Here is an 8,833-nt window from a genome sequence, read left to right as displayed (position 1 = left end):
CGTATAATTTTTAATTAAACAATTAATTTATCTAAAAAATACGCACTTAGAACATTTTTTATCTAATGTCTAATTGATTATGATCTTCAGTCTTGAACGGTCAACACACTGTTGTTTTTATTCCGAGGCGATCACTGGATTAAAACCCTTATCCAGTAAGACTTCTGGGATTATTGATCGCATTTTTTGTGAGAAATGCGGGAGCAACCAATCCCCTCTAATCAAGAAGAAGAATGGTTGGCCAACTTAGTAGCAGAAAAAATTATTCAAGATTGGGAGATGCAGGATCAACCCGAACATTTAAAAACCATTCAAGATCGCCTTCTTCAAAGTCCAAACCGAACCCAATTATTAACCTTGTATCGACAAATTCTCCATCAAGAAGCAATACAGATTGATAACAATCCCTATTTACCTGAGTTATTTTTATCTGGATTAGTGGTAAAACGCCATGGTAAAATTGACGTTCATAATCGAATTTATCAGACGATATTTAATAATGATTGGCTTGAGCGATCGCTATTTTAACACCATGGTTCAAAAATTTATTTATACCGAACCAGTATATTGACTTATAAAGTATTTTTGATACAACTGACAACTGACAATTGCTTTATTTTCTCTGAGTTTAATTAAACCCATACTATTAAGAATTAATTCGCAAAAATCCTCACAGGAGTTGACTAGACAGGGTTTTAGCAATCAGATGTACTGCATTTAAACTGCTTATTCGCAATTTAAATGCAGTGGATGCTCCCAATCTTGCCAACAACTCTGAACAGTTACTGTTCATCCTTCAATACACTTGCTCCCAAAGCTTTTAGGGTTTCTTGTAGCATTTCAGCGCGAGAGATATTACCCTGATCTTTCAATAATTGTAGGCCTTTTTGCCAAATCTCGATCGCCTCATTATAACTACCGAAAACTATATAAGCCACCCCTAGATTTTGGTAAATAGTGGGATTATCGGGGTTTAACTTGAGAGCTTTTTTATAAGCTTTAATCGATTCTGGTAGCCGGTGCAGTTGTTTGAGAACCAGTCCTAAATTATAGTAACCATCGGCATAGCTAGGATCAATTTCTACGGTTTTCTCAAAGACAGATAAGGCAGCTTCGTATTTTTCTGCTTCGTATAATAACCCACCTAAATTATTATAAGCACCCAGTTTTAATTTATCTAAAATTGGCTGCTTAATCGCTTTAACAAAATGATCGCCTGATTGCTTAAATTCCTCCACTGAATAATAATAATTAGCGAGATGATAATATAACTCGTATAAAATATGTGGATTAGAGCCATGGCATTTTAAACCATGTTTGAGCAGCTTAAAACCCTCTTTATCCCTGCCAATCTTCAGATATAACCCTCCCAATTTACTACACACATAGGGATCGTGGGGATGTTGTTGATAAAAGCCCTCCATCGCTTTTCTTGCCCGTTCAAACTTATCTAGGCTGGCTATTTTATCGACGGTGTAACCGTAGTGAAAGATCGCAATTTCTGGCAGTTCAACTATTTTCCAATCAGGCTCTTTTTTTAATAAAATAGCCACATTATCATCAATAATTGAGTGATAGGGACGGGTAAAAGTGACTTGAGGATGTCGGCGAAATAGCCGCGAAATTAGAGAATAGGGTGATTGTATGGCTCCGATTTCATGGCGGATTAAATTAATAACTAAATTTTCCTCTTTTTCCATAGCCCGACGCATTTTCGGTACGATAGCAGGATTTAATTCCTCATCGGCATCAAGAACTAAAATCCAATCGCCAGTAACATATTTTAAAGCCTCATTTCTGGCCTCGGAAAAATTACCCTGCCAATCGTAGCTAGGAACTATAGCACCGTAACTTTGAGCAATAGCAATCGTATCATCGGTCGAACCCGTATCCATAACGATCATCTCATCCACCACCTCTTTAACGCTATCCAAACAGCGCCGGAGATTTTCGGCTTCATTTTTGACAATCATGCAGAGACTAAGTTTAGGCATAACTTTATCAACTCTAGCGGTTAATCTTGAGCGATAGCAGCTGATCAATAACCCACTGATTACCACTCATCGATTATTAATTATCTTCCGAGTCTATCTTAAACCGTTCTACCGAAGAAAGCAGCTCCCGGGAGATACTCACCAATTTTTGCAAAGAACCCGCCACCTGTTGAGATTCTTGGGAAGTTTCCTGAGCGGTTAACTCCACCGACTGCATAACTTGGGCGACATTGAGGGAATTTTCCCGTTGTTTGACCGTATCGGCGGTAATCGATCGCACCAGCGTATCGATGCGGTTAGAAACTTGGATAATATCTTCTAGGGACTTCTTGGCCTGTTCCGAGCGCTCGGTGACATCGATAACCTGTTGAATCCCTTCCTCCATTGCCATCATTACCGAACCCGTTTCCGATTGAATCTGTAAAACGATCTGTTCAATTTCCTTAAGAGATTTAGCCGATCTATAGGCTAACTGACGTACCTCATCGGCCACCACCGCAAAACCGCGGCCTGCATCTCCTGCTCGCGCCGCTTGAATCGAGGCATTAAGAGCCAATAAATTGGTTCGCGAGGCAATCTGAGAGACTACTGCGACAATTTTCGAGATTTCCTGGGAAGCTTCTGCCAAACGCTTGACTTTTCGCGCCGTTTCTGATACCGTGTCGCGGATTTGCAGAATTCCCGCCACGGTTCTTTCCACGGAATCGCCCCCCTTGAGAGCGGTAATCGAGGAAGTGCGGGCGACTTCTTCGGCTTCCCTGGCGTTTTCTGCCACCCTTTGAATTGAGTCGGTCATCATCTGTACCGAATTAAGGGTGACGGCCAACTCCTCCGCCATCCGCAGGGCATCGCTAGACTGATTGCGGGCGAAAGATTCACTATTGGTACTGGCTTGATTCACCTGTTTTGCCGCTTTTTTCACCTGTCGGACAATTTCGCGCAGGTTTTGGATCGTCAAATTAAAAGCATCGGCCACCGCCCCTAAAACATCGGCACTTACCTCCGCTTCCACTGTCAGATCCCCCCGAGCCGCTCCTTCCACATCATCGAGAAGTCGAATTACTTGCCTTTGTAGATTTTTCCGTTCCCGTTCCGTTTCGGCGGCGCGGCCTTGGGCCAAGGTGGTGATAGTTGCCACCACCTGGGCCATCTGATTGAAACGATTGGCCAGTTGACCAAATTCATCTTCCGAGTAGATCGTCGCTTTAGCGTTAAAATTGCCTTCCGAAAGATGATCGAATTGGCTTTGCAAATCGTCGAGACTGCGCTTAATTTGACTAATTAGCAACTGTAAACCTAGCCAAGTTAGGGCAAAGGTTCCCAATCCAGTTAATAACATCATTGCTGGTTTCGGTTGACTCCAAGGAGAAAGGCTGGCTGGTGCTGGTGGTATTGGGGCTGTTTTGGGGGCAACTTTTGCAGAAAGCCAAGAGGTGGTGCTAACGGCAAAAATTAACACCACTGGGGTAATACCCGCTAAAGCCGCTAAAATTAGTTGCTTTTTGCCCAAAGAAGCATTGACAAAAAAGGCTAATTTGCCCAGATTGACTTCCACCACTGGCCCGAGCAGGCGCTCGGAAACAGGGCCAAGATGACTATCTCTTTTGTCATCGGGGATTTCTAGACGAGAAGGATGAAAACTAGGCTCTCCCACAGCAGAACTGGCATTAAGGCTCGCCCTGGGTTCGGGGACAAAACCAGCAGTTAAAGCTTCCTCTCCCGAACCGGTAAATAGCTCCGATTCCCCCAGTTCTTCGCCTATATCCGTCAGACGTAGTTGGGAAAAACCGTCTAAATCCTCATCATTGAGTTTTAGTTCTCTAAAATCTCTGGCTTCGTCTTCCTCGTATCTTTTTTGAGTGACTCTGCCCTGATTAAGGTCAGTTTTCGCCGCTTGTCGGCGGGGCAGTTCCGGGTCAATGGCAAAAGTGCTTGTTTCTGGGGCATCGGCATAGGATAACTCCTGATCTCGACCGGTGACGGGATTTTCCCGCCAGTCAGCCGTAAAAGTGGCTTCTCCCGTTGATCCTAACCCACCGCCCCACCCTTCCTGCAGCGGGTCAATCTCCGCTGCTTCCAAAAAGGGGAAAGGGGGTTCTCCATCCGCAGAATCCCCGGACCACTGGGAACCGTGAGAGCCTGAACCAGCCAGGATAAGGGAACTAAAGGCGGTTTCCTCGGATTCCCCAAAATCATCGCCATAGGAATCAACTGTACCCGCCGTAGGCTCTCCGAAATCCTCGTCATTGAAAAGACCACTATCCCAGTCCATTACCTCCTGTTGTCGCTCGATAGCAGCCGCTTGCGACCCCCCGGACAAAGAATTGCTGAAACCTTGACTGGGATCGAAAGCTGCCTCGCTGTAGGCAATGCTTTCCGCAGCGGCGATCATAAAATCTCCATTCTCGGCTTCAAAACGCGATTGCTGAATCTGATCGAGACCCCGTCGAGCATAATCTACCAGCTCAAAGAAATTGGCAGAATTTTTGGCCAATTCCAGCACTTTTTCGTAACGTCCCTCGGCCAAGCTGTATTGTTGTAGTCCGACATAAATGTGTCCCTGTAAAAGGATGACGTTGGCATCATCGGGATACTTGCTGATCATTTCTTTGACAATGACGGCGGCATCCTCAAGGTTGCCCTGGCAATAGGCGGTGTTCGCCTTACCATAGAGTTTCGCATATTCTTTCCCTGACGGCATTTGCCCCTCCCCTAGTAAAGATAAAGTGGTGAAGTAGTTAGTAGTTTCAAGAAATAATTACTATAAATGCTATTCTGCTATTTTTTTGAGGTTTTAAGCCGCCCAACGGGTAGAACGGAGTATGCCCAGATGATCGAGTAGTCTTAAGGTTTTTTTTGATTCTTGGCCCAGAATCCACTCTCCCCGCACGTATGGCGCGATCTGATCGGGAATACTGACGACACTACCTAGTTTATCTGGGTCGAGCCATTTCATATCTCCCAAACGTTGCACCGCTAAACCGAGGATCGTTTCCTGTTCTTCAATCACAATTACAGGGATTTCGGCTCGATCGGTGTTTAAGGGGCTGCTATCCCCCAAAAATTGCCCGATATCCGCCACCCAGATCACTTGACCCCGAAGATTGATCGTGCCGAGAAGCAAGGGTGAAGCATTGGGAATGGGGGTAATGCGATCGACTGGTTGCTGCATCACCTCGCGAATACCCACGGAACTAAGGGCAAACTCGTCCTGAGAGGGTAGATAAAATCGCAAGTACAGTTCACCGAAGGGAGTTTCTAATTCCTGAGTGTCGGGGGCGGTATTTTGAGCGTCACCAGTAAAAAAATCGGTATCGTTAAGCATTTGTTTTGTTCTCCTGTAAGTAATATTTGGGGCGGCGTTTTTAGCTATCTCGACCTATACCATGACTAGACTGTCCCTGGTGAAGGCGATTTTATCGGCGCAGCAGTTGTTTAACGGTGCAAATGAACTCAATCGGTTCAAAGGGTTTGACAATGTAGGCATCTGCTCCGATTTTCATGCCCTCTCAACCAGCAGTCATAACTCATTTTCGCTCAAAGGTTTGCTTAAATAATCGGTTGCCCCCACCATTTTGGCTTTTACCCTTGCCAGTGGCCCCCCCTTGACTGGTTAAACCGTCGAGTTTTGGTAGGGCGATATCCCAGAGAATGAGAGCAGCTTCGATCACTATAGCCTGAGCGAGAGCTTCTCAGGGAAAAGACCCCAGGAATAGTTGGAATTTTCTAAAATACTCTCGACTTTTTCACCAATACTGAGATCGCCATCAATAGTTCTCTTGTTCTTTGTCCTAGTTCAATCAATTGTAAAATACTGGGAATGTCAATCTCATTGAAGCTTCCTTGCCTAATTTCTCGGAATCTCCCCCACTAGACGCTATTTCTTTTGGTCTAGAATAACCTAGAGCAGTTATCTTAATGGTGAGGTACGAAGTCTCTAGTCTTGGGCAATACTGGAAGAGGAGGTGTTAGTCTGGAGATGATACCAAGTCTCGTCATACTTCATCTTGAGATTGAGAAGAAACGCTGTCTTCCTTGCTCTTGTCACTAATAATAAATCTGATAAGCTAATTATGTAAGATATTTTTCAGTAAGCTTTGCTGCATTTAAACTAGCTTTGGCAATTTTCAGTACAAAAGGTCTAGCTTTCTATCCTTGCCTCTCGCTCTCACGCCGTCTTAAACGATAATTTAGATGTGTGGTCAGCTTATTCAAACTGCAGCCAGAGGTAAAAGGGGTCAGAAAACATCAGCCGATTTATGAGATTGACTGCCAAATTTTTTGAGACTAGGTCAGTAAATTGGTGCTTAAAAATCTTCAAAAATTTAAAATTTTCCAGTGGGTAAGAGGAAAAATTGAGGACAAATGTATGTCTCAAAAAGAAAAACTTGAATAATAGAAATTTAAAATTTTTTGGCAGCCGATCGGTACACTGAAACTATAGACAGGCCGCTCCTAGCCTCGATCACCAACTCTCTCTAAAACCAATTACAAAAACTTTCATCACACAGGAAGACTAATCGTGCTATACCTTGCAGAAGTAAAAAAACAGACTAGAGGTTTTATCAGTGGTTACAAAACCGAATTGAAACTATTGGCCTGTCAGCATAAAGATCAGACGTGGAGTGCCATAGCGGGAAACGATATTTTAACCTGCGACGAAACTAACTCCATAGGAGAAGGTGCGCTTCTCTTGGTGAATTTGAGCGATAATCGTCAACTGCAAGGAAAACCGGAATTAGCGGGAGCGGAGATCGTGCGACAACTGCAAAAGATTTCCCGTTTGATCGAACGCAATAAGGAAGATCAAGAGAAAATCGCTCAGTGGAAACAATCCCTCACCTATCAAAGCGAGATTCTCAACCGCCAGAAAATGGAAATGGAGGAAAGAATTGAGCAAATTGAGCGCATAGAAGTAGAATTCGATTATTTAGAGGGCAAAAAACAAGAACTGGAAAACCTAAAACAACAATTGATAGAGCAACAGCGACACCTGGAAGAAGAACAAATAAATTTCAACTCCTTCCCCAATCTTTCCCCAGAACAACAACAATTTATTCGCTCTCTAGCGGAGAGTTTAGCCAATAATCACGATCTGGGTAATTCTCCCTCACAAATTCTCTATTCAACTCTTGAATCTGTGCAGGGACAACAGACAATTTTAAATAGTTGTTGGCAAAGTTTAGAGGAGCAGAAAAAAGCTGTAGAAAATCGCCAGGTCGTCAACGAACAAATGCTCAATCATCTCAAACAAAGAGCCAGGGAATTAAAGACAAGTCGCAGTGTTTTGGAAACAGCGAAAATACAACTACAAATACAAGAAACTGTTCTGAGTCAAAAACAGGAATTATTCGATCACCTTAACCTCACCCTACAAACCACTGATTCTACTCGACAAATGCTCCTTCGTCTCGCCCAAGCAGCAGACCTAGATTTTGATGGTAAAATCGATCTAGAAGCTCTTGAAAAAATGCCTTTAGAAAAATTGGAGAGCTTAGTTAACAATTTACAAACAGACCTCGATCGCTTGGAAATTTTTGTCAACGACCAAGAGGAAGAATTAACTCTCCAATCTCAAACCGTGGAAGAATTAGAGGCAAGAATGGCCACAATAGATGAATCCCAGCGAGCTAATTTAGAGGCGGAATTAGCCGAGGAACAGGAGAGAAAAGGAATGCTGGCAGAAACTTTGTTCGGACAAAGACGGAATCTTCGGGAAAGGCAAGCTATTTGCTCTCAACATCTGAAAATTCTGCAACGCAGACAGGGAATTTTATCCCCAGAAGATGCCCAAAAATGTAGCTTTGAACCAGTGTTAATTCTCCTGGAGGATAGTTATCAAAATAATCTCCAAGAAAGTCAACGTTTAGCCGCAGAAATCAAGGAGCTACAAGAGGATTTACAAAAAAACAGAGATACTATTGATGAGCAATGCTCGGATTTAGAGCAAAAAACTCGTGAATTTGAAGAACAGGAGCGACAATGGCGCGATGCTAATCTGGCATTAGTGCGTTTAAAAACTCAGATGCAACAGTACGAAACTTTCCTGCAACCCGTGCAGGATCATCTCGATCAAATCCATCAAAAACTAGAAAATATCTCCCATTGGTTTATACCTATGGAATCTAATGTTATTGCATATCATTAAGCTATTAACAGTTAGGCTTAATTAGGGTTTCTGAACAAATAATACAGGGTAATTCAGAAAAAGATTTCTCCCTTCTTGCCGATAACTTTTATAGCTTTTTATCTATGGATAAAATAATTTAGATCAATTTAACTCTAGGTTAGATGTGATATAGACTAGGATTATTGACATACTCCCACCGTCAAGCTAGGCTGTGACGGGGGATTCTTGACCTATCACTATCGGAAATTCCTTGTTCAACGAGACGGCTTAAATTCTCAATGTCTCCATTCAAAATCCAGAGGTCGGACTCTCCCAAGGCGTTTGGGTCGGTTTCTGTTTGCTCAACAGTACCGTTGAGATGATTTCCCAAATATTTCAACCCTTTTTTAAGAATATTTATTGCTGCATTATAATCCCTATCTATGACTGTTTGACAGTTAGAACATTGATGAGTTCTAGTGCTTAATGTTTTTTGAACTCTTGTTCCACAAACTGAACAATCTTGAGAAGTAAAATGCGGTGGTACAGCAACACAAACAATCTGATAAATCTTGGCAAAAAATTCAAACCATTGAGTGAATTGATACCAAGAAGCATCGGAAATCGACTTGGCGAGCTTACGGTTTTTGACTAAGTTTCTTACCTTTAAAGCTTCATAGACTACCAAATCATTAGACTGGACTAACGCCAAAGCCTCTTTAATTGCTTT

At 42.8% G+C, this 8,833-nt stretch carries 7 protein-coding genes and 2 pseudogenes; 2 read left to right on the top strand and 7 right to left on the bottom strand.

The window, feature by feature from the left end:
* Positions 1-201 precede the first annotated feature (201 nt).
* A pseudogene (locus O9323_RS20265) lies at positions 202-528 on the top strand (hypothetical protein); the annotation flags it as partial.
* A gap of 21 nt (positions 529-549) precedes the next feature.
* On the opposite strand, the gene O9323_RS20260 reads toward O9323_RS20265, so the two are convergent.
* The 6 genes and pseudogenes from O9323_RS20260 to O9323_RS20235 form a co-directional block, all read right to left on the bottom strand.
* Positions 550-702, bottom strand: coding sequence for an AAA-like domain-containing protein (locus O9323_RS20260; RefSeq protein ID WP_002751703.1), 153 nt, complete (start codon positions 700-702; stop codon positions 550-552).
* Between the two features lie 80 nt (positions 703-782).
* Complete coding sequence (locus O9323_RS20255; RefSeq protein ID WP_002751701.1) at positions 783-1,994, bottom strand: glycosyltransferase; 1,212 nt, start codon at positions 1,992-1,994, stop codon at positions 783-785.
* Positions 1,995-2,070: 76 nt separating this feature from the next.
* Positions 2,071-4,695 carry a methyl-accepting chemotaxis protein gene (locus O9323_RS20250; RefSeq protein ID WP_002751699.1) on the bottom strand — a complete coding sequence of 875 codons (2,625 nt, stop codon included), beginning with the start codon at positions 4,693-4,695 and terminating at the stop codon, positions 2,071-2,073.
* A gap of 93 nt (positions 4,696-4,788) precedes the next feature.
* A complete protein-coding gene (locus O9323_RS20245; protein WP_002751697.1) occupies positions 4,789-5,319 on the bottom strand; it encodes a chemotaxis protein CheW in 531 nt (176 codons plus the stop codon).
* Positions 5,320-5,410: 91 nt separating this feature from the next.
* Positions 5,411-5,500, bottom strand: a pseudogene (locus tag O9323_RS20240) (response regulator); the annotation flags it as partial.
* A 21-nt stretch (positions 5,501-5,521) separates the two neighbouring features.
* The gene (locus O9323_RS20235) at positions 5,522-5,665 is read right to left on the bottom strand and encodes a hypothetical protein (RefSeq protein WP_002751696.1); all 144 of its coding nucleotides are present in this window, start codon (positions 5,663-5,665) and stop codon (positions 5,522-5,524) included.
* 851 nt (positions 5,666-6,516) lie between these two features.
* On the opposite strand from O9323_RS20235, the gene hmpF reads away from it, so the two are divergent.
* Positions 6,517-8,142, top strand: a complete 1,626-nt coding sequence (hmpF, locus tag O9323_RS20230; protein WP_002751694.1) for a pilus motility taxis protein HmpF — start codon at positions 6,517-6,519, stop codon at positions 8,140-8,142.
* 181 nt (positions 8,143-8,323) lie between these two features.
* Here the strand turns inward: hmpF and O9323_RS20225 are convergent.
* Positions 8,324-8,833: RNA-guided endonuclease InsQ/TnpB family protein (locus O9323_RS20225; protein WP_288125658.1), on the bottom strand; the 510-nt coding region annotated here is incomplete at its 5' end.

It is taken from the genome of Microcystis sp. LE19-131.1A (assembly GCF_027532015.1).
Taxonomy (GTDB): Bacteria; Cyanobacteriota; Cyanobacteriia; order Cyanobacteriales; family Microcystaceae; genus Microcystis; species Microcystis ichthyoblabe_A.
Note: the sequence above shows the minus strand (reverse complement) of the source record. Positions and strands in the feature narration are given on the sequence as shown.